This window comes from Pseudomonas neustonica (genome assembly GCF_003797945.1).
Lineage (GTDB): Bacteria > Pseudomonadota > Gammaproteobacteria > Pseudomonadales > Pseudomonadaceae > Halopseudomonas > Halopseudomonas neustonica.
In genome coordinates, this window is sequence record NZ_RKKU01000041.1 from 1 (window position 1) to 20,239 (window position 20,239).

The 20,239-nt window shown below is 57.9% G+C and carries 22 protein-coding genes and 1 pseudogene; 20 read left to right on the forward strand and 3 right to left on the reverse strand.

The window, feature by feature from the left end; all coding sequences use genetic code 11:
- Positions 1-378 precede the first annotated feature (378 nt).
- Together EF096_RS19140 and EF096_RS19145 are read left to right on the forward strand one after the other, a co-directional pair.
- Positions 379-723: a YggL family protein gene (locus EF096_RS19140; protein ID WP_123891360.1), complete on the forward strand. Its 345-nt coding sequence runs from the start codon at positions 379-381 to the stop codon at positions 721-723.
- Positions 724-960: 237 nt separating this feature from the next.
- Complete coding sequence (locus tag EF096_RS19145) at positions 961-1,416, forward strand: DUF2147 domain-containing protein (RefSeq protein WP_177412378.1); 456 nt, start codon at positions 961-963, stop codon at positions 1,414-1,416.
- Positions 1,417-1,510: 94 nt separating this feature from the next.
- On the opposite strand, the gene EF096_RS19150 is transcribed toward EF096_RS19145, so the two are convergent.
- On the reverse strand, positions 1,511-2,416 hold the full coding sequence (locus EF096_RS19150; protein ID WP_123891361.1) for an NAD-dependent epimerase/dehydratase family protein: 906 nt from the start codon (positions 2,414-2,416) through the stop codon (positions 1,511-1,513).
- Positions 2,417-2,591: 175 nt separating this feature from the next.
- On the opposite strand from EF096_RS19150, the gene EF096_RS19155 reads away from it, so the two are divergent.
- The 12 genes and pseudogenes from EF096_RS19155 to EF096_RS19210 all read left to right on the forward strand — a co-directional run.
- Positions 2,592-3,083: a M48 metallopeptidase family protein gene (locus tag EF096_RS19155; RefSeq protein WP_123891362.1), complete on the forward strand. Its 492-nt coding sequence runs from the start codon at positions 2,592-2,594 to the stop codon at positions 3,081-3,083.
- Between the two features lie 457 nt (positions 3,084-3,540).
- Positions 3,541-4,650: a BMP family ABC transporter substrate-binding protein gene (locus tag EF096_RS19160; protein ID WP_123891363.1), complete on the forward strand. Its 1,110-nt coding sequence runs from the start codon at positions 3,541-3,543 to the stop codon at positions 4,648-4,650.
- Positions 4,651-4,657: 7 nt separating this feature from the next.
- On the forward strand, positions 4,658-5,764 hold the full coding sequence (locus EF096_RS19165; protein ID WP_123891364.1) for an ABC transporter permease: 1,107 nt from the start codon (positions 4,658-4,660) through the stop codon (positions 5,762-5,764).
- Positions 5,757-6,677 (forward strand): ABC transporter permease, encoded by a 921-nt coding sequence (locus EF096_RS19170; protein WP_123891365.1) that lies wholly within the window; start codon positions 5,757-5,759, stop codon positions 6,675-6,677. The genes EF096_RS19165 and EF096_RS19170 overlap by 8 nt, the downstream gene beginning before the upstream one ends.
- A 10-nt stretch (positions 6,678-6,687) precedes the next feature.
- Entirely contained in the window at positions 6,688-7,692 is a 1,005-nt protein-coding gene (locus EF096_RS19175; RefSeq protein WP_123891366.1) for a formamidase, read from the forward strand.
- Positions 7,693-7,694: 2 nt separating this feature from the next.
- The gene (biuH, locus tag EF096_RS19180) at positions 7,695-8,384 is read left to right on the forward strand and encodes a biuret amidohydrolase (RefSeq protein WP_123891367.1); all 690 of its coding nucleotides are present in this window, start codon (positions 7,695-7,697) and stop codon (positions 8,382-8,384) included.
- Positions 8,385-8,386: 2 nt separating this feature from the next.
- Entirely contained in the window at positions 8,387-9,928 is a 1,542-nt protein-coding gene (locus EF096_RS19185) for an ABC transporter ATP-binding protein (protein WP_123891368.1), read from the forward strand.
- Positions 9,925-10,605, forward strand: a complete 681-nt coding sequence (locus EF096_RS19190; protein WP_123891369.1) for a cysteine hydrolase family protein — start codon at positions 9,925-9,927, stop codon at positions 10,603-10,605. The genes EF096_RS19185 and EF096_RS19190 overlap by 4 nt, the downstream gene beginning before the upstream one ends.
- Positions 10,592-10,984: an oxalurate catabolism protein HpxZ gene (gene hpxZ / locus EF096_RS19195; RefSeq protein ID WP_123891370.1), complete on the forward strand. Its 393-nt coding sequence runs from the start codon at positions 10,592-10,594 to the stop codon at positions 10,982-10,984. Before EF096_RS19190 ends, hpxZ begins: the two co-directional genes overlap by 14 nt.
- Positions 10,985-10,990: 6 nt before the next feature.
- Positions 10,991-11,677 (forward strand): GntR family transcriptional regulator, encoded by a 687-nt coding sequence (locus tag EF096_RS19200; protein ID WP_123891371.1) that lies wholly within the window; start codon positions 10,991-10,993, stop codon positions 11,675-11,677.
- A gap of 275 nt (positions 11,678-11,952) precedes the next feature.
- Positions 11,953-12,891 (forward strand): cation diffusion facilitator family transporter, encoded by a 939-nt coding sequence (locus tag EF096_RS19205; RefSeq protein ID WP_177412380.1) that lies wholly within the window; start codon positions 11,953-11,955, stop codon positions 12,889-12,891.
- A 12-nt stretch (positions 12,892-12,903) separates the two neighbouring features.
- A pseudogene (locus EF096_RS19210) lies at positions 12,904-13,008 on the forward strand (thioredoxin reductase); the annotation flags it as partial.
- Between the two features lie 117 nt (positions 13,009-13,125).
- Here EF096_RS19210 and EF096_RS19215 read toward each other — a convergent pair.
- Entirely contained in the window at positions 13,126-14,058 is a 933-nt protein-coding gene (locus EF096_RS19215; RefSeq protein WP_218565814.1) for a formate/nitrite transporter family protein, read from the reverse strand.
- 114 nt (positions 14,059-14,172) lie between these two features.
- Entirely contained in the window at positions 14,173-14,802 is a 630-nt protein-coding gene (locus tag EF096_RS19220; RefSeq protein WP_123891373.1) for a glutathione S-transferase family protein, read from the reverse strand.
- A gap of 611 nt (positions 14,803-15,413) precedes the next feature.
- Between EF096_RS19220 and EF096_RS19225 the strand changes: the two genes are divergently transcribed.
- From EF096_RS19225 to EF096_RS20680, 6 genes are all read left to right on the forward strand, one after another.
- On the forward strand, positions 15,414-15,854 hold the full coding sequence (locus tag EF096_RS19225; protein WP_123891374.1) for a DUF2141 domain-containing protein: 441 nt from the start codon (positions 15,414-15,416) through the stop codon (positions 15,852-15,854).
- A gap of 2 nt (positions 15,855-15,856) precedes the next feature.
- Positions 15,857-17,359, forward strand: coding sequence for a carotenoid oxygenase family protein (locus tag EF096_RS19230; RefSeq protein WP_123891375.1), 1,503 nt, complete (start codon positions 15,857-15,859; stop codon positions 17,357-17,359).
- Entirely contained in the window at positions 17,359-18,423 is a 1,065-nt protein-coding gene (locus EF096_RS19235) for a sensor histidine kinase (protein WP_123891376.1), read from the forward strand. Before EF096_RS19230 ends, EF096_RS19235 begins: the two co-directional genes overlap by 1 nt.
- On the forward strand, positions 18,420-19,181 hold the full coding sequence (locus EF096_RS19240; protein WP_123891377.1) for a LytR/AlgR family response regulator transcription factor: 762 nt from the start codon (positions 18,420-18,422) through the stop codon (positions 19,179-19,181). The genes EF096_RS19235 and EF096_RS19240 overlap by 4 nt, the downstream gene beginning before the upstream one ends.
- Positions 19,182-19,314: 133 nt before the next feature.
- Entirely contained in the window at positions 19,315-19,758 is a 444-nt protein-coding gene (locus EF096_RS19245) for a YtoQ family protein (RefSeq protein WP_123891378.1), read from the forward strand.
- A 358-nt stretch (positions 19,759-20,116) separates the two neighbouring features.
- A partial coding sequence (locus tag EF096_RS20680; RefSeq protein WP_235869651.1) for a hypothetical protein occupies positions 20,117-20,239 on the forward strand: 123 nt, incomplete at its 3' end.

Below are 20,239 nucleotides of genomic sequence, written 5' to 3' on the forward strand. Positions count from 1 at the left end.
TTGGGATTGATCTCGCTGCTGGATACCCAGCGGCGCCTTCAGTGTCAGTCATGAACCGCCGTATGCGGAACCGCACGTACGGTGGTGTGAGAGGGCGGCGGGAGTAATCCCGCTCCCTACTCGATCGCGAAAGAATTTCGCCAGCTTCTCTTACTGCTTCTGTTGTGTAAAGCCAATAGGTTGTTCACCACTGGTAGCTGACTAATGGTTGGCAGGCCACCTAGCCTGTCTTGTACATTCACAGTAGCGTCAGATACTAAAGCCAAGGGATGTTTTTGTCGTTCGCACTCCCCTGAAAAAGTTTTCCTGTATTGGCAGCAAGCGGCGCGGTCCCGGGACTGTTACAATTCGCTTCAATATCACCCAAGAGGAATTTTCATGGCTACCAACCGTTCACGTCGTTTGCGCAAAAAACTCTGTGTTGATGAGTTTCAGGAGCTGGGTTTTGAGCTGAACCTTGAGTTCAAGGACGGATTGACCACTGAAGAAGTTGATAGCTTCCTCGACCAGTTTTTGATCCAGGCCATGGAAGCCAACGGCCTGGACTTCGTAGGTGGCGAAGACTTTGGTCTGGTCTGCTTGGCAGAGCGTGGCTCTGTCAGCGAAGAGCAGCGCGCCGCTGCAGAAGCCTGGCTCAAGAGTCGCAGCGAACTGGCTGTCGTTGAAGTCAGCCCACTGCAGGACGCCTGGTACCCAGACAAGCCGATCTCTGCGGCCGTCTGAAGCATGTTCAAGACCATCCATCGTGATGGTCTTTTTTTGTCTGAATGCAACGGCACATAAAGCGGTCACGTTCTCAATAGCATAGCTTCGAGCAACTCCATTCCAGCAAGTGTCAGGTCTGATGCAGTGGTACTTGTCCTGTGCTTTGGTCAGTTGGTGCAATCATTTTTTCGTAGGCATAACCGACTGATTATATTAGCCTTCTTACTTCTTTTAGATCAGCAGGAGATCCCTTTGATGCGAGCGAGTACCCAAATCCGACGAATCGCTTTTGCGCTAATGACTGTGATGGCAGCGCCGCTAGCCTGGGCAGGTAGTGATTCGGCTGTCGGCTTGTGGAAGAGTATTGATGACAATAGCGGCAATGCTCGCGCGCTGATTCGCATTGTCGAGCAGCAAGGCTCTCTGCGTGGCACTATTGAAGAGGTCTTCCCGCAGCCAGGTAGAGAGGCGCACACGACGTGCGAGAAATGCGAGGGCGATGACAAGGGCGCGCCGATAGTGGGGCTGACCATTCTTACCGGCCTAGAAAAGCAGGGCGATGAGTACACCAACGGCAAGATTCTCGACCCGGAAAACGGCAAGGTCTACAGCAGTAATGCACGACTGATCGACGACGGCGCCAAGCTGGAGGTGCGCGGCTACATCGGTTTGCCCGTATTGGGCCGCACGCAGACGTGGATTCGACAGTAGCAGTCTAACTGTGTTTTGGGTCGCACACGGTTAGCCTTTGCGGCACCCGATAGAGGGGTCGCTGACTTCACAGGTAGGGAGTAGGGCGCTCAGCTTACTGTGGGGTAAGGTCGAGAGGCGTCTCAGCATCCGCCTGCTGTCGCCAGTCGTGCGCCCGCAGTTGTTTGATGTATTGGCTGACTGAGTATTGCGGTGCCCAACCCAGAGCTTGAGTCTTCTCGCTGTTCAGGCTGGCGTGCATCCGATTGCCAGGTCTGGGCGGCAGCATCTTGATTGGGCCGCCAAACATCCTGGCTATATCAAGCACGCTATAGCCTTCCTCGCTGCCGACCGCATAGCCGTCACCTTGTCCGTGTTCACCAACCAGATAGACACCTTCGACAATATCGCGCACATGCGTAAAATTCCTTACCTGGGCGCCAGGATGCACCACTTGCAGCTCTGAGCCGTCGCGCATGTGCCGGGTGAAAAGGCCGATCAGCGTCGCATACGGGCCGCTGCTGATTTCCCGCGGGCCGTAGGCGTTGTAGAAATAGGCGATAGCATAAGACAGCCCGTACCACTTGCCATACAGCTGGATGAGTTGGGTATTGGCTGCTTTGGTCCAGGCATAAGGGCTCTGTTCCGGGCCACTGCCGGCATCGGCGAACTTGGTGCTGCTGCCAGCGTAAACCAGTTTGCAGCCCCGTTGGCGGCAGAATTCGATCACCGCTTGCGTGCCGCTTTGATTGAACTGCAGGACCTTTTCTACATCGGCAAAACTCTGCTCGGTTCGCGAGTACTCCCCCAAGTGGAAAACCAGATCGGGAGTAAAGTCTATGCGCTGATCTATGTCGCGCGTGTCACCGTTGAGATAAGTGACACCCTCAACATGGTTGTCTGTGCTGCCGCTGGAGTAGTTGTCCAGCGACCAGACAGCATAGCCTGGCAAACCGGCCAGTTTTTCACAAAGATGACTGCCAATGAATCCGGCACCGCCGGTAACTACCACTTTTTTCATGTGCTTGTTTAGCCTGGATACGGTGTCGGCTATGCCTCTATCACATTATGAAGTCACACCAATGACAGAGAGCCGAACGATGCGTGAAGTGTATAGAAGAGCGGCTCTTTGGTGAAACCGGATTTGCTGAAGTGCTGTATTATCTACCGCGTCAACAACGCGAACGCGAGCTACCTTGTCTGCCCTCAAATACCTCAACGGATATAGTCAGAGCTTGCAGCAGCAGGTCTCCCAGTTGCTTGCGGCGCAGCGGCTCGGTGCCTGGCTGGAGCAGCGCTATCCGCCGCAAGAGCAGCATCCGATCCAGACCGATGCGGCTCTTTACGACTATACCCAGGCGCTTAAGCAGCAATTCATGCGCAGCAGCGGTCCGGTAAGCAAGGTGTTCTTCGATACCCGTATGCACGTGATCGACAACGCCCTGGGTCAGCACCAGTTTGTTAGCCGTGTGCAGGGCAGCAAGCTCAAGCGCAAAAACGAGATCAAGGTCTCGGCCATCCTCAAGACGCTACCGGAGCCGCTACTGCGCATGGTGGTGGTGCATGAGCTGGCTCACCTGCGCGAGAAAGACCATAACAAAGCCTTCTACCAGCTATGCCAGCATATGGAGCCTGACTACCACCAGCTGGAATTGGATCTGCGCTTGTTCTTGACCTTGCGAGACTAAGGCAAGCCTGGGCTACTAGCTAGGCAGCCGTCAGCTACTTTAAGCCGTCCCCGTCAATTCAGGTCTGCTTAGTAATGAGCGTTGGAGATGCCTGGTTGATGCTGCTTCAATTTCTCTACAGTACTACTTCGCTTTTGAGGAGTGTGCAGCCTGTTCTGGCGTCTCACCGTCCTATGTCCGTTACCGAATAGTCACCCTGCCAAGGCAACGTGCAGACAATTCTTTGATCCCCATCGTGCCAGTCTGTGGTGCACCTATTTTCGACACGCACTGCACGGGTGCGTTTTCCCGGTTGGGGATGGCTGCATCGCGCATAAACGCGTTCTAGAGGGCTGGCATGATCAATGCTTAGCAAAACCCATCTTGTATACAAGTTGGTATGCAGCGAGCGCTGGGCGCCTAGGTGTCCAGCGGATCAATCAATTTACGCACTGCTTAGCCTACCCAGGAGCGCTCCATGTCGAATATCGATCGCCGTACTCTTCTCAAACTCGCTGGTTTGATCGGCGCCACCGCCGCTTTGCCATTCAGTTTTGCCCGTGCTGCGGACAAGCCTTTGATTGTTGGTTTCATCTATGTGGGCGCACGGGACGACTTTGGTTACAACCAGGCGCATGCCGAGGCTGCAGCCATCATCAAGACGCTGCCTAACGTGGTAGTGGTCGAAGAAGAAAACGTGCCGGAAACCGTCGCGGTACAGAAATCCATGGAGGCGATGATCCGTCAGGATGGCGCCACACTGATCTTCCCAACCTCTTTTGGCTACTTTGATCCCCACGTCATCAAGATGGCCGAGCGCTTCCCTGAGGTGCATTTCGCCCATTGCGGTGGCCTGTGGCAAGAAGGTGTACACCCCATGAATGCCGGTAGCTTTTTTGGCTACATTGACGAGGGGCAGTACCTTAACGGCGTCATTGCGGGTTATGCCAGCAAGAGCAAGAAGCTGGGGTTCATTGCTGCCAAGCCGGTACCGCAGGTACTGCGCAACATCAACGCCTTCACCATGGGCGCGCGCTCGGTTGATCCGGAAATCACCACCACGGTTATCTTCACCGGCAACTGGTCGCTCCCGATCAAGGAAGCCGAGGCTGCCAACAGCCTGATCGATCAAAGCTGTGATGTGCTTACCTGCCATGTTGACGGCCCCAAGGTCATTGTTGAAACCGCAGAGAAGCGCGGCGCCATGACCTGTGGTTATCACGCAGACCAGTCGGCCCTGGCACCCAATGGCTATCTGACTGGCGCCGAGTGGAACTGGGAAACGCCTTATCGCGCCCATGTGAGCGCATCCGAGAATGACCAGCCGATGATCAACTTCCTGCGTGGTGGTTTGAAGGAAGGCTTCGTCAAGACCTCGCCCTACGGTCCGCTGGTGACTGCCGAGGCCAAAACCAAAGCTGATGCGATCAAGGCGCAGATGATGGCGGGCGAGTTTGCCATCTTCACCGGGCCGCTGAAGGACAACCAGGGCAATGAGGTGGTTGCCGCTGGTGTGGCACTTGATCAGACCGATGTCGTGCTGGAAAGCATGGACTATCTGGTTGAAGGCGTTCGCGGTCAGATCTGAGGCAGTAATGAATTTTCGTAACCAGTTTTACCGGGTGGGAGTAGCACTCTTGCCCGGCCTACCATCGCTGCTCGCAGCCTTGACCACCTTTGTGCTCTTTATGCTGTTTCTTACAGTGCAGGGTAAACCGGCGTGGGAGGCGTGTCAGTTGGTCGTGCAGGGCGCTTTCGGTTCGGCTTTTGCCTTGGAAAGCACCTTGCAGCGAGCCGCTCCGCTGATGCTGACGGCTCTTTGCGTGGCGTTGCCCGCGCGGGCGGGGCTGATCATCATCGGCGGGGAGGGCGCCTTGGTACTCGGCGGTCTGGCAGCTGCCGTGGCACCGCTTTGGCTACCCAGTATGCCAACGCTGCTGATGCTGCTGTGCATGGCGTTCAGCGCCATGCTGGTGGGTGGCTTCTGGATCGGCCTTAACGGCTGGATGCGGCAGAAGCGCGGGCTCAACGAGACCATCGGCAGCCTGCTGCTGTCCTACATTGCGATTGCGTTGTTCAACCAGCTGGTCGAGGGGCCGTTACGTGACCCGGCGAGCTTGAACAAGCCCTCGACCGTACCACTTGGAGACGATTTGTTGATTGGTCCGATCAGTGATCAGTTTCAGGTGCACTGGGGTCTGGTGGTCGGCATCATCGCCTGCGTTCTGGCGCAGATACTGGTACGCAACAGCGTAACCGGCTTCTCGCTGCAGGTGGTTGGCGGCAATGTACGCACCGCACGAATGATGGGCCTACCGGTTGATCGTCTGGTGATTCTTACCTGCGTGTTGGGCGGCGCCTGCGCTGGCCTGGCCGGTATGTTTGAAGTGGCCGCGGTGCAGGGTAGCGCCAACGCCGCGATCATCGCCGGTTACGGTGCCAGCGGCATCCTGGTGGCGTTTGCTGCGCGGCAGAATCCGTTGGCGATCATCGCCTGCGCCATTCTGTTGGGCGGCATCGAAGCCAGCGGTAGTTTGCTGCAGCGGCGCCTGGGGCTGCCGGATGCCACCACGCTGATCCTTGAAGGTATTTTGTTTACCAGCTTGCTGGCCTGGGAAGCGTTGACGCCGCGCATTGTCGCCTGGCGCCTGCGTTTGAACGAACGAGTGATACAGGCGCAGGGGGCGTTGCAACATGGCTGATCTGGATCTGGCGACGTTTTTTCTCGCCTTGCTGGCTGGCGCCATTCGCGTCGGCACCCCCTTCATCTTTGTCAGCCTGGGTGAATGCCTGACGGAGAAGAGCGGGCGCATCAACCTCGGCCTCGAGGGCATTTTGGTCAGTGGCGCTATGGCGGGTTACGCCGTGGCCTACCTGACTGGCTCTGCCTGGATTGGCGTACTCGCCGCCGGTGGTGCTGGTCTGATGCTGGGCCTGCTGCACGGCGCGATTTGTTCTTTGCCAAGGGTTAACGATATTGCCGTGGGTATTGCGCTGATGGTGCTGGGCACCGGCCTGGCGTTTTTCCTTGGTAAGAGCTTCATTCAGCCGCAGGCGCCGTCGTTGGTGGCCATTCATCTGGGTGGCTGGAGTGACGATGAGCGGGTCCGTTCGGCGCTCAGCATCAACGTGCTGTTCTTCATCGGTGTGGCGCTGGCCTTTGTTCTCAGCTGGGGGCTACGCAGTACCCGCTGGGGGCTGATGCTGCGGCTGGTAGGTGACCATGCCGAGTCGGCCCGCGCGCTGGGTTATCGCCCAGTACTGGTGCGGATTGCGGCCACCGCAGCGGGCGGGTTTCTCGCCGGTATCGGCGGTGCTTATCTCTCGCTCTATTACCCCGGTAGCTGGAACGAAGGCCTGTCGAGCGGGCAGGGGATCATGGCCGTAGCGCTGGTGATCTTCGCCCGTTGGCAACCGCTGCGCTGCTTGTGGGCTGCGCTCTTGTTTGGTGCTGCTGGCGCCATCGGGCCAGCGCTGCAATCGGTCGGTATCAGTAGCGGCTATTACCTGTTTTCGGCAGCGCCTTATGCGTTGACCCTGGCGGTGATGTTCATCACTTGCCGTCCCAATCAAACACTGAGTGGCGCCCCTGGCGAACTCAGCCTGACTCGATAGGAGTAATGTCATGTCCAGTGGTCTTGGTGGTCTGAATAAATCGCCTAATGGCGTGGTAGTTGGACTTGCGCAACTGTCGTTACCTGATCCGCATACCCGTGCCGAGCTCTGGGAGCAGACGCAGAAAGTTGTCGCTATGGTCGGCAAGGCACGGCGCAGTGTGGCCGGCATGGATCTGATCGTCTTCCCGGAGTATTCACTGCACGGGCTGTCGATGGATACCTCCGATGACATCATGTGCACCCTCGATGGTCCCGAGGTCGCGGCATTGCGCCAGGCCTGTATCGACAACGCCATCTGGGGCTGCTTCTCGATCATGGAAGCCAACCCCGACGGCAACCCCTACAACAGCGGAATTATCGTTACCGATCAGGGCGAGATTCAGCTCTATTACCGCAAGCTGCACCCCTGGGTGCCGGTCGAGCCATGGGAGCCCGGCAATATGGGGATTCCGGTCTGTGACGGACCCAAGGGCAGCAAGCTGGCATTGATCATTTGTCATGACGGCATGTTCCCGGAAATGGCGCGTGAATGTGCGTACAAGGGCGCCGAGATCATGATCCGCACGGCCGGTTACACCGCGCCCATTCGGCATTCCTGGAAGATAACCAATCAGGCCAACTCATTCTGCAATCTGATGCAGACCGCGAGTGTCTGCATGTGTGGTTCAGACGGCACCTTCGACTCCATGGGCGAGGCGATGTTTGTTGATTTTGATGGCACCGTGATGAATGAAGGCGGCGGCCGCGCGGATGAAATCGTCAGCTGTGAGCTGCGGCCTGACCTGGTGCGTGAGGCGCGGATTCACTGGGGGGTGGAAAACAACATCTATCAGTTTGGCCATCGCGGCTACGTGGCGGTCAAGGGCGGTGCGCAGGACGCACCCTACACCTACATGCAGGACCTGATGGCTGGGCAATATCGTCTGCCCTGGGAGGCGGAGGTGGTCCACACCGATGGCAGCTCCTGTGGCTATGAACCGCCGGAGCGTGAATATCAGGCGCAGGAGAAGTAAAGATGACGCAACGCTATCTCGAATCCGCCCCGTACCCTTGGCCGTACAACGGTGATCTGACGCCGCAAAACACCGCGCTCATCGTGATCGACATGCAAACCGACTTCTGCGGCGAAGGCGGTTATGTTGACTCCATGGGCTACGACCTGTCCCTGACCCGCGCACCGATTGAGCCGATCAAACAAGTACTTGAGGTGCTGCGCGCGCAGGGTTTCTGGATTATTCATACCCGCGAAGGTCATCGCCCGGATCTCTCCGATCTGCCAGCCAACAAGCGCTGGCGCTCGCAGCGCATTGGCGCCGGTATTGGCGATCCCGGCCCCTGCGGGCGCATCCTGGTCAGGGGCGAACCCGGCTGGGAGATTATCCCCGAACTGGCGCCGCTCGATGGCGAAATCATCATCGACAAGCCCGGCAAAGGCTCTTTCTGCGCGACGGATCTGGAGCTGATTCTGCGTACCCGCGGCATTGAGAACATCATCCTCGCTGGCATCACCACCGACGTGTGCGTGCATACCACCATGCGCGAAGCCAACGACCGGGGCTTTGAGTGCATTCTGCTCGAAGACTGTTGCGGCGCGACTGATCACGACAATCACTTGGCAGCACTGAGCATGGTCAAGATGCAGGGCGGCGTGTTTGGCGCTATTGGTGATTCGGCCATGCTCATCGACTGTCTGAAGCGGAGCTGATCATGCGAGCGCTTAGTCTGGAAACCATCGGCGCCGGCAAATCCTTTGGCAGCTTTCGTGCCCTGGGTGATGTCTCGATGAAAGTGCGCGCCGGTACGGTACACGCCTTGCTCGGCGAGAACGGCGCCGGTAAGAGCACGCTGGTAAAGGGCATCGTCGGTTACGGCCCGCTGGACGAGGGCAGCATCCTGATTGGCGGACGCGAGCAGACTATCGTCTCGCCACGGGACGCGCACGGGCTTGGCATCGGCATGGTATATCAGCACTTTACCGTGGCGCCCGGCCTTAGCGTTGCCGAGAATCTGGTGTTGTCACGCGGTGAGCTGCCCTGGCGTATCGACTGGAAGCAGGAGCGTGCCCGGCTGGCGGAATTTATGCAGCGCATGCCGTTCAACATTGATGTGGAGCGGGCGGTCAGCTCGCTGGCGGCCGGCGAAAAACAGAAGCTGGAAATACTCAAGCAGCTCTACCTGGATCGCCGCTTTATTATCCTTGATGAGCCGACCTCGGTGCTCACGCCGCAGGAAGCAGAAGAAGTGCTGGGCCTGATGCGTGACCTGACCCGCGCGGGTGATCTGTCGGTGCTGATGATTACGCACAAGTTCTCCGAGGTTACCCGCTTTGCGGACGACGTTACCGTGCTGCGCCGTGGTCAACTGGTGGGCAGCAAGGCCGTTGCTGATACGGATGAAACCGAGCTGTCGACCTGGATGATGGGCGAAAGCCGCACGCAGGCCGCTGTGCTGGAGCGCACCCGCAACGATGCCGAACGTGTACCGGGGCTGGAAGTGAGCAATCTGCAGGTCGCCAATGATCGTGGCACGCTGGCGGTCAAGGGCGTTTCACTCAGTGTATTGCCCGGTGAGATCGTCGGCATTGCCGGTATCTCCGGCAACGGTCAGCGCGAGCTGACCGAGGCACTGCTGGGACAGCGTCGGCGCAGTGCTGGCGAGATTCGCGTCAACGGTAGGCCCTATCAGGCTACCCGTACCGAAATGCAGCGCGAGCGCGTGTATAGCTTGCCGGAAGAACCCCTGCGCAATGCCTGTATCGCTGGCATGAGTGTGGCGGAAAACCTGGCCCTGCGTGATTACGACCAAGCGCCGCTGTGCCGCAGCGGTTGGCTGATCAATCGCCGGGCCATTCGCCTGCGCGCGCGTGATCTGATTGAGCGCTTCAATGTGCGCCCCAATGATCCGGATCGCCCCATCGGCACGCTATCGGGGGGCAACGTACAGCGCGCCGTGCTGGCGCGTGAACTGACCGAGGATGTGGCGGTATTGATCGTCTCCAACCCGGTATTCGGGCTCGACTTCGCCTCGGTAGAACTCATCCATCGCCGCCTGCTGGAAGCGCGCAATCGCGGCGCAGCAGTGCTCCTGCTCAGTGAAGATCTGGATGAACTACTGGAGCTGTCGGACCGCATCCTGGTTATCCACGATGGTGAGATCAATCACCAGACGGTACCGGCAGAAGCCGAGCGCCAGGTACTTGGCCGCTATATGGCAGGCACCGAACAGAACGATCAGCAGGTAGCTTCATGATTGCCATAGACGCACAACCGGACGCCTTTGCGTTTGACCCTGAGCGCACGGCGCTGGTGGTGATCGACATGCAGCGTGACTTCGTCGAGCCAGGCGGCTTTGGCGCCGCACTGGGTAACGACGTCACCCTGCTCAGAGCCATCATCCCTGCGGTACAGCAGCTGCTGGCAACGGCCCGCGCGGCGGGGCTGCTGGTGATACACACGCGCGAATCGCACCAACCGGATTTATCCGATTGCCCGCCAGCCAAACGCGAAGGCGCACCCGCTGGCATGCGTATTGGTGATGAAGGCCCGATGGGCCGCATTCTGGTGCGCGGCGAGCCAGGTAACGACATCCTGCCCGAGGTCGCGCCCTTGCCGGGTGAATGGATAATCGATAAACCGGGCAAGGGCATGTTCTACGCCACCGGTTTGCAGGAGCGACTGGCGGAACAGGGCATTGAGTACCTGATCTTTGCCGGTGTCACCACCGAGGTGTGCGTGCAGACCAGCATGCGTGAAGCCAACGATCGTGGTTACCGCTGCCTGCTGATCGACGAGGCGACCGAAAGCTATTTCCCTGAATTCAAACAGGCAACGCTGGCAATGATTACCGCCCAGGGCGGGATCGTCGGCCGTGTTGCCCAGCTGCATGAATTGCAGCGCGCATTAGGAGCTACCCATGACCGAGATTAACCTGCCGCAGGTGGTTCAAGAGGTGACAGACGCCTTTGTCGACTACGAACGCGCCCTGTTGGTAAACGAGATGGAAACCCTGGATGACTACTTCTGGGACAGTGAGCATACCGTGCGCTACGGCGTAGCCGAAAACCTCTACGGTGCGCAGACTATTGCCGCCTATCGGCGTACCTGTGTGCCCGTCGGGCCGGGCCGTGAGTTGTATAACACCGTGGTGACCACCTTTGGTACCGACTACGCCACGGTGAGCACCCAGTTCCGCGATGGTGAAACCACCCTGGGTGGCCGCCAGATGCAGACCTGGGCGAAGCTGGAAGGGCGCTGGCAAGTGGTTGCGGCGCATGTCAGTATCGATTTGTCGACAGTCCAGAGATAAGTGTAGATGGCGCAACCACAGCCCGCTTCATTGGCAGAGCAGGTTTATCATCGCCTCAAGCAGGATATCTTCGATTTTTACCTGCTGCCGCATGATCGCTTCAGCGAGAACCAGATAGCCGAACGCTACCAGGTATCTCGCACGCCAGTGCGCGATGCACTCTACCGGTTGGAACGCGAGGGCTATCTGGAAGTCGGTTTTCGCCGTGGTTGGTCGGTCAAGCCGATTGATTTTTCGCGCATAGACCAGCTCTACGAAGTGCGCATAACCCTGGAGTCGGCGGCCATTGAAAAACTCTGTGTGGCGCAGGATGTGCGCGAGCTGCTTGCGCCCTTGACCGCCACATGGCTGGTTGAACCGGCGCAGCGCGAGACCGAAATGCAGGTCATGGCGGAGCTGGATGAGCAGTTTCATTGCGAGCTGCTGCGGTTGGCTGGCAACAGTGAAATGACCCGCATGCATCTTGAGGTGTGTGAGCGCATTCGGATCGTGCGCCGCCTGGACTTCTACAAATCACACCGCATCGAGCAAACCTACGTCGAGCACGCGGATATCCTGCGTATGCTGGCTGCTCGCCGCAAGGATGAATGCCTGCGCATGCTGCGCGCGCATATCGAGCAAAGCCGTCAGGAAGTCCACAAAATCAGCGTTTCCATGCTGGAGGCCGCGCGGCAATTCTATTGCGCCGGTTAAACGCGTGATAACCCCATCCCGCATCACCGCGCCGATCTTCCTGGCTGAGCGCGCCGGACTTGCCACCGGGTCTTATTCTGCTTAGCTGATTGACCTGCAAAGTGCCCGCGGCATTCTCTGCTTGACCCTATAGCCGCTGCAGGGTTTTTAATAGCCCTGTTGATTGAACGCAGAACGCGCGGTGATCTTTCAGGCGCCGCCAGGTTTGATCAACCACTGGCTTTATAATCCTCAGCAGAGCGCCGCCACGAGGCGCGTAACAGGGCGTGAACGAGATGACCGAGCACAAGCATGATCATTCCCACGCGCATGACCATAGCCATGGCGCACACAGTCACAGCCATGGCAGCGGTAAGACGCTGTTTTTTGCGCTTATCTTCACCACCGCCTTTGCGGTGGTCGAAGTGTTTGGGGGGCTCATGGCCAACTCGCTGGCCTTGCTGTCCGACGCTGGCCACATGTTTACCGACTCGCTCTCACTCGGCGTAGGCGCCTTTTCCGCCTGGCTGGCCAACAAACCCGCCTCACGTCAGCATTCCTTCGGATTTCAGCGCGCCGAAGTATTGGGCGCACTCTTTAACGTCATCTTCATGTTTCTGGTCATCGTCTATATCGGCTATGAAGCCATACTGCGCATGCTCGACACGCCCGAGGTCAACGGTGCGACCGTGCTGCTGGTGGGCGGCCTGGGTTTGCTGGTGAATATCATCGTTGCCTGGGTGCTGATGCGCGGTGAGCAGGATATGAACGTGCGCGGGGCACTATTACACGTGATGGGTGATCTATTGGGCTCGGTCGCCGCTGTCGCCGCCGGTGCCATTATCTACTTTGGCGGGCCAGCGATCATGGACCCCATTCTCTCGCTGTTCGTCTGCCTGCTCATTCTGGTGTCAGCCGTCCGCTTGCTGCGCGCTGTTACCCGCGTACTGATGGAAGGCGTCCCACAAGGCATAGACCCGACAGAGGTCAGTCAAGCGCTGACGCAGATCGACGGCGTACACGCCGTACATGATCTGCACATTTGGAGTCTGTCTTCCAACAGCCATGCGCTGGCCGCCCACGTAGACCTGGATCACATGAGCCAATGGCAGGCGACGTTGCCGCAAATGCAAAGCACGCTGCGTGAGCGCTTTGGCATCGCGCACAGCACCTTGCAGCCGGAGGACGCGGCGCTCAGAATGGCGTGTGTGGTGGAGGCGGGGTGTGGCGCTTAACCAGCATTAAACAAGGTGGATGCCATGCGTGAGACCAGCGTTACTGGTGTGTTTGCCTGCGGTGATGCGGCGGTGGCTAACGGTAATGCCGCGACTGCCGTAGGTGAGGGCGCCTGAACCGGGGTGGCGGCGCATCAATCGTTGATGTTTCGTTAAGCCCTGTGGCAGGGGTCCGGGCTAAGTCGCTTACTAGCGGTAACCCGTCTACGCGGGTTACCGCTCGGCAAGGTCTTGTCAGCGCATCTCTTCATGCACCTGACCATGGGCAAGCATGGCGAACAGGCCCGTGCCACCCAGTACGTTACCGATAAGTACCGGCAAAATATGGTAGGTCAGGGCGGTGAGTATGTTCATGTCGTCGTTGAGTACCAGGAAGAAAATCTCGTTTGATCCGGCAATTACATGGGTGAAGCCCGCTACTGCGATCAGCCAGGTAAACATGACAATAACCAGCACCTCCGAGCCCTTGGCTGATGGCAGCATCCACACCAGTGCGGCAATCAAAAAGCCCGCCGGAATAGCGCGTAAAAAGGCCTCTGCGGGTGCCAGCTCCGCCACGTGCCGCGATATTTCGAGTACAGCCGTCAGCGTATCCGGGGTGATCACGCCGCCATAGGTACTGATCGCAGCCGTCAGGAAGGTGCCAACCAAATTAGCCGCGAGCACCACGCCCCATAGGCGAGCGGTGCAGTAAAACCGATTGCGCGATGGCTCAGCCAGCATAGGCAGTACAACGGTGATGGTGTTTTCAGTAAACAATTGCAGGCGGCACAGAATCACCAACACAAAACCAAAGGCGTAACCAAAGCTTTGCAGCAAGTCCAGGTAGGGATGATCCAGCCCGAGCTTGGCCTGGATAACGCCCTCGGTCAGCACCGACGTCGAAATACCAACCCCTGCCGCCACACCGGACCACCAGAGCGAGGTGACGGGCCGCTTCAGCTCTCCTTCACCTTCGCGCAAGATAACGGCGTACACCGAGAGCGCAGACAAGTTGCCATGCTCGTTTACCGCTTCGCGCTCGCCTTCGCTCAGCGACTCTTCGCTGGGATTTTGCGGCTGTTTCCTGGCTTCGCGCTCGCTCATTGGCTCGCGGGACTGATCTTGCTCCACATGCTCTGAATCGTCAGGCCGGGCGTTATGCCCACCACCTTCTTCGTGCTTCATTCAAGCGTTCTCCTGCTAACGAATACGCGTATTAGCTTGTTGCGGGCACGGGCCAGTGTCATCGATGAAGCTGCCTAAATGCTGCGTTGGCGTGCACTTGGCGTAGGCCTCACTTCAACTCGCTGCTTGATCATGCTTTCGTTCCAGCGCCTCGGCTTTGTGCGCTGCCGGACGCGCCAGAATGCGCTGCAAATAGGATTCAATATGGGGGAACTGTTTTAGACCGCGGCTTTCGCTAATCTTCTCAAACACAAAGGAATTTAAAATGTCTGCGCCGGTAAATTGCGCGCCGGTCAGATACTCCTTGTTAGCCAACTCGTCGTTCACGTAGGTCAGTACGTCTAGCATCTGCTCGCGTGCAAAGTCACCCAAAAAGCATTTCTGGCTGCTGTCGGCGCTCAACAGATAAAGCGTAATCAGCGGATAGGCCGCCGTGCCGTCTGCAAAATGCAGCCATTGAATATAACGCGCGTGCTCAAGCGTATGCGCTGCAGGCGCCAACGTATCTGCACCGTAGCGGCTGACCAGGTAATCAACAATGGCGCCGGATTCCGACAGCACCAGATCGCCATCTTCAATCACCGGCGACTTGGCCAAAGGATGCACGGCTTTAAGCGCAGCGGGCGCACGGCGAGTGACGCTGTCGCGTTGATAGGCAACCAATTGATATTCAACGCCAAGCTCTTCCAGCAACCAGATAATGCGCTTGGAACGTGATTGGTTCAGGTGATGTAAGGTGATCATGTGTGAGGCCTGCGCTGCTAATTAAGGAGGGTGGGGCGTGGTTCAGGCGTTCATCCTATCCACATTTGCCCGGTGTTGAACACCTGAGCGGGTTTTCAGACGGTAATGTGCTGTTAAAACTGCGCGGTGGCTCAAAAGGATAGAGTCGTTGCCGGAGTATTGGGCCGCGCCTTGAACAAATACACGCCTTTTTACATGTCTTGGCGGATTACATCTTCCAATAACCAGGAGTTAACGTTAATTAGCGATCAGCTCAAAGCGCGCGCTGGCGCATTTTTTTTGTCCGCGATAGTTGGGCTTGAAAGGGCTGAAATTGTCATGCCTGAACGCTTTTTGCCTGCTGTCGAGTTTGCGGGGAGGCATAGGGAAAATGCATTTCTGGCATGACCACATAGAGGTTCGCTGTTCTGCTAATCCCCGGTACTGCCTGGATACTGGCCGGGCACATCGGCTCTTAATGATGGTCTCCGGCAGGAATGCTGGTTCCTTTTCGCACGTCAGCCATTCTCTGCGTTTTATCGCACCGTACGGCGTTCTATCGCAAATCCGTCTTTGCCCGCGGGTAGAGCTGTCAGATTGAGCTTATCGATCACGACACGGAGCACCTAGCGATGCGATATAACCCCACACTCCTCAGATTTTCCCTCTTTGCAGGCACGCTGGCCGTCTGTTTAAGCGCACAGAGTGCCGATCTTCAGATTGATATCAGCAATGCGGAGCAGGGCAATGGCCTGGTTTATTTCGCGCTGTATGACTCGGCAGAGGCTTATGCAGGGCAGCACATGCGCGAAGTGGCGGTTTCCACAGAGACTGGTCAGCTTCCGTCTGCGGTCTTCACCGGTTTGCCGCCTGGTGCTTATGCAATCACGGTTTTTCAAGATGCAAACGCCAACCGCAAGCTCGACACCAACCTGATCGGACTACCCAGCGAACCTTTCGGGTTCAGCCAAAATGCCATGGGCGCTATGGGCCCGCCGGATTTTGCTGCAGCCGCAGTCAACTTGTCGGCAGACGATGAAACCCAGGTAATCAACATTGAGCTGAGGAATTAATCATGAATCGTCGTGAGCTATTGCAGCAGATGTTGATGGGTAGCGCCGCCGCCATGTTGGTGCCCATGAGTCTGGCCCGGGCCGCCGGGAAATCTGACAGCATGATCGGCGGTGGGTCAGCAAAGCCATGGCTGCTCGGTTATCAAAGCGTGCAGCAGAACAGCCTGAGCAGCGATTCGTTGCGCGTGAGCGGCCGCTGGCCAGCGGCGCTGCAAGGCAGCTTCTATCGCAACATGCCGGCCCGATTTGAGCGCGGCGGGCAACGCTACCAGCACTGGTTCGACGGTGACGGCATGCTTCAGGCGTTTCGGTTAAACGGCGGCAGCGTTGCCCATCACGGCCGGTTCATCGAAACGCATAAATTCCGTGTTGACGAGCGCGCTGGACGGCTCCTCACGCCCGCTTTCGGTACACGGCTGGCGGGTATGGAAGCGGTCTCCGCTCCAGACGACATGAACGTGGCCAATGTGAGCGTGACCTGGCATGGCGAGCGCTTGATGTCCCTGTGGGACGCAGGCTCAGCCTGGGAACTCGATCCGCGGACGCTCGATACCATCGGCCCGGTGACTTGGCGCGACGATCTACAGGGTGTGCCGTTTTCTGCCCATCCGCGTAAGGATCCCGATGGCAGCCTGTGGAATTTCGGCGCGGCTGGCCAGATGCTGGTGATCTATCACATTGCCGCCGATGGCACGCTAAAGAAAGCTGAAGGCATCCCGGTGCCTGATTTGCCGATGGTGCACGATTTTGCCGTGACGGAGCGGCACCTGATATTCCTGTTGCCGCCCATGGTGATGGAGGTAGATCGTTATGCGGCCGGCCACAGCGTGCTCGATAGCTACCAGTGGCACGCGGACCAGCCAATGCGAATACTCACTATGGACAAGAATGATTGGTCCAAACAACGCTGGTATGAGCTGCCGCCCGGCTTTGTGTTTCATCTGGGTAACGCTTGGGAAGAAGCTGGGGGTACTATTCGGTTTGACTACCTGCGTTACGCCGATGCCCGCGTGTTGACCGAGAGTTTCCGTGAGGTCATGACGGGCGATTATGTGGATGGACACCATGCGCAGCTTGCACAGGTCACGCTCTACCCTGACAGCGGCCGTGCCGAGCAGGCGCTGTTGCCGGGTAACTGCGAGTTTCCGACACTGGATCCGCGTGCCATTGGCCAGCGGCAGCGTTACCTGGTGTTGGCCGAGGCCACCGGCGACATCAGCCACCCGGGATTCAATGCGCTGAGGAGAATCGATCTGAACCGACAAAACGAGCAACACTACCGTTTCGACGAAGGCATCATAGTAGAGGAGCACCTGGTGATTCCCAAAACGACCGATGCCCCTGAAGGCGAAGCCTGGCTGCTCGGTACCGTACTGGACACCAAAGCCGGTATCACCCGCCTGACATTGTTTGATGCAGCGCACCTGCAGGATGGCCCCATCGCTCAGGCGGCGCTGCCCTACAGCCTGCCTTTGGGCTTTCACGGCCACTTTGTGCGCAGTTGATGACGAGCCGATCAGGTCATTCTGACGCGCAGCGCGCGCATCAGCCCTCACTCTGGTTGAAGCTGCCAGCAGTGGCCCTTTGGGGCATGGCTATCGTGTTCAACACGGTGATCGCCCTGTTTTTGACGGCCATCGACTACGGCGGCTCGCTAATGGTGAACTGGGTATTTTCCCAGTGCATCGGATTGACCATAACCGCCTTGGTGGCCCTGAACCTGTGCGTTATCCATGTGCGCCCCTGGCGCGCAGTGGGCCTGGGCTTGGCCGTGGTAGTGGGCTCCATGCTGGGCACCGGGCTCGCACTGGTGGTTACCGGTGTTTCCGAATTCGATACATCCGGTGCACGGGCGTTCTGGCAGGCGGTGTTTATTGGCCTGGTGTTTGGCGCTGGCGTTACCATGCTTGCCTTCTATCGCGAGCGTACCTTGCGCAGCGAGCAAGCCCTTGATGCCGAGCGCCTTAAGCTTCTGCAGGGTGAAAAGGCGCAGGTAGAGACCGAGTTACGCCTGCTGCAGGCCCAGGTCGAACCGCACTTTTTGTTCAATACCCTGGCGATTCTGCGTGGTTTGATCGGCCGTGATCCGCTGGCCGGCAAACAGCTGCTTGACCACTTGATCGACTATCTAAGAGCAAGCCTGTCTCATAGCCGCTGCGATCAGGCAACGCTGGGCGAAGAACTGGCATTGCTAGACAGCTACCTCACCATTATGCAGTTCCGCATGGGCGAGCGACTGACGTTCAACATCAATATTACCGATGAACTGCGCAGCCAGCCGCTGGCACCTATGCTGCTGCAACCCCTGGTGGAAAATGCCATTCGCCACGGCCTGGAGCCCAAAACCGGGCCTGGCCGGGTGTGGATAACGGTGTCGAGTATCGGCGATGCTATTCAGATGCAAGTAGGGGACGACGGTATGGGCTTCAGCAACAGTGGCTCCGCCGGGACCGGGTTGGCCAATATCCGCGCCCGCCTTACCACCCTCTATGAAGGGCGCGCTGCCCTCACTCTGGAAGACAATGACCATGGTGGCGTGACCGCCACCTTGAGGGTGCCACGCACATGAGCATCAAGGTGCTGATTGCAGACGATGAGCCGGAACTGGTCCGCGAGCTGGATCGTCAACTGCGCCAGGCCTGGCCGGAGCTGGCTGCCATCGTGCATGCTACCGATGGGCTGGAGGCCCTGCACTTGCTGGAACAGACGCAACCGCAAATCGCCTTTCTGGATATCCGCATGCCCGGCCTTAGCGGCCTGGAGGTGGCCGCTCAGCTGCGTCAGCCGTGCCAGATCGTGTTCGTGACGGCCTACGATCAATACGCGGTCGAGGCCTTTGAACGCGAGGCCTTGGATTATCTGCTCAAACCCGTACGTGAAGACCGCCTGCAAGTCACTGTTGAGCGTCTAAAGCAGCGGCTGGCCAGTGGTGCTCCCATGGGTGGCGATCTAGTCGCGCTTATGGCAAAAGTTACCCAGATGCTTGAACCCGCACCGGTGGCGCCGCTGCAGTGGTTGCAGGCCTCGGTGGGTGAACGCATACGGCTGATTGCGGCCGATGAAGTGCTGTACCTGCGCTCCGAAGACAAATACACCGTTCTGCACACCGCAGACGGCCATTACCCCATCCGCACGCCGCTAAAGGAGTTAGAGCCGCGACTGGATGGCGAGCACTTCTGGCGCATTCACCGCAACTGCATTGTGAATGCCCGCTATGTGCAATCCATTAGCCGGGACTTTCGCGGTTGTTTGAATCTCAGTTTGAAAGGCTGTGCAGATAAACTCGTCGTCAGCCGCAGCTACGCCGAGCGATTTAGACCACTGTGAACCAGTCCTAGGCCACTTTATCTTTCGCTGGTCTATCTATTGATGCAGTGGCTGGGCTGCAGCTCTAGGCTCCGTAAGCGCAACGAGGTCTGGTACCCTAAGCCCAAATTCCCGAACACAACTGAGGTGCCGCATGATCTGGACTGTTTATCTATCCGGTGAGATCCACACTGATTGGCGCGAACAGATTCAAGCCGGTGCAGAAGCCGCCGGGTTACCGGTGGAATTCACCGCCCCTGTCACCCACCACGAATCCAGCGATGCGGCTGGCGATGTGCTGGGCAAGCCCGAGGTGCCGTTCTGGCGCGATCACCAGTCCGCCAAGGTCAACGGCATTCGCACCAAGACGCTACTGGAGCAGTGCGATGTGGCTGTGATCCGCTTTGGCGATAAATACAAACAGTGGAACGCCGCCTTCGACGCCGGCTACTGCGCCGCCATGGGCACGCCCTACATTACCCTGCACGATGCAGACATCATCCATCCGCTGAAGGAAGTGGACGCAGCAGCGATGGCCTGGGCGCAGACGCCGGAGCAGGTGGTTGAGGTATTGAAGTACGTTACGTCAGCCAAGTAGCCCCGTTGTCCTATATGCCTTGTTTGGGTGGAGCTCTATTGCGGTGTAATTGCCTTAGCAATTGAATAAAAGCTGGCCGACTAAATGCACGCCTTATACGTGCCCAACCGCTGGGCACGCTGGCTCTGCACACTGGGAGTGCCAACGATATTCCCTTCGAGCTGGCAATCAGTCAGAGCAGGATAAAAACAGCTCGACCAGCACAGAGTCAGAAGAATTGATGTTCATCTGACTCCAATTACTGTTGGAGGAGCTGGTATTGGTTTTGGTTTGAATGACTGCTATCGGCCCAGGGTGTGTAAAAACGTCCTGACAAATCCTTGCTATGATTTCCGACACTTCCATCGCAAGGATTCCCATGAAACGGTTTATCCAGGGTGAACACCGAGGTCAAAGCACCTTGCTTCCCGAAAGCCTCGACGACTACGTCAGCGATACCAATCCAGTGCGCGTGGTCGATGTCTTCGTCGATGAACTCGAC